The following is a 390-nucleotide window of genomic DNA, read 5'->3' on the forward strand; positions in this document are numbered from 1 at the left end:
TGGATTTACATCTTTCCTCCTATTCTTACGTAGGCAATAATCCTTTAAAATACGTTGACTTATTCGGAATGAAGAGAAAAAAGGCTAAAGGGGAGGTGGATACTTATATAGAGACGGAGCCTTTTGACGAAGTAGTGATAATAGGTAAAAGAGATCGGTTTAACGAGGCCATGGGCTTTGATGCCTATTACAGGTACTTAGAATATCATAGCCAAGATGAATCATACATTAAGGTTAAACAATCATTCAGAGAAGGGGGGAATATGGCAGCAGGGATGATTGCTGCACCCATAGCGGCAATCGGAGCTGCTGAGTTTGGAGTAGGCGGAGCAATGGCCGCCGGGGTTTCTCGCTTGGGAGCTATCCGTACGCTTTCCATAGGCCGAGCTG

The 390-nt window shown here is 44.9% G+C and carries 1 protein-coding gene; it reads left to right on the forward strand.

All coding sequences use genetic code 11. From position 1 onward, the window contains the following. Positions 1-68 precede the first annotated feature (68 nt). Positions 69-390 (forward strand): hypothetical protein (locus tag AB2U10_RS19195; protein WP_367916693.1); only part of this gene is annotated, 322 nt, incomplete at its 3' end.

It is taken from the genome of Leadbetterella sp. DM7 (assembly GCF_040829825.2).
Classification (GTDB): Bacteria; Bacteroidota; Bacteroidia; order Cytophagales; family Spirosomataceae; genus Leadbetterella.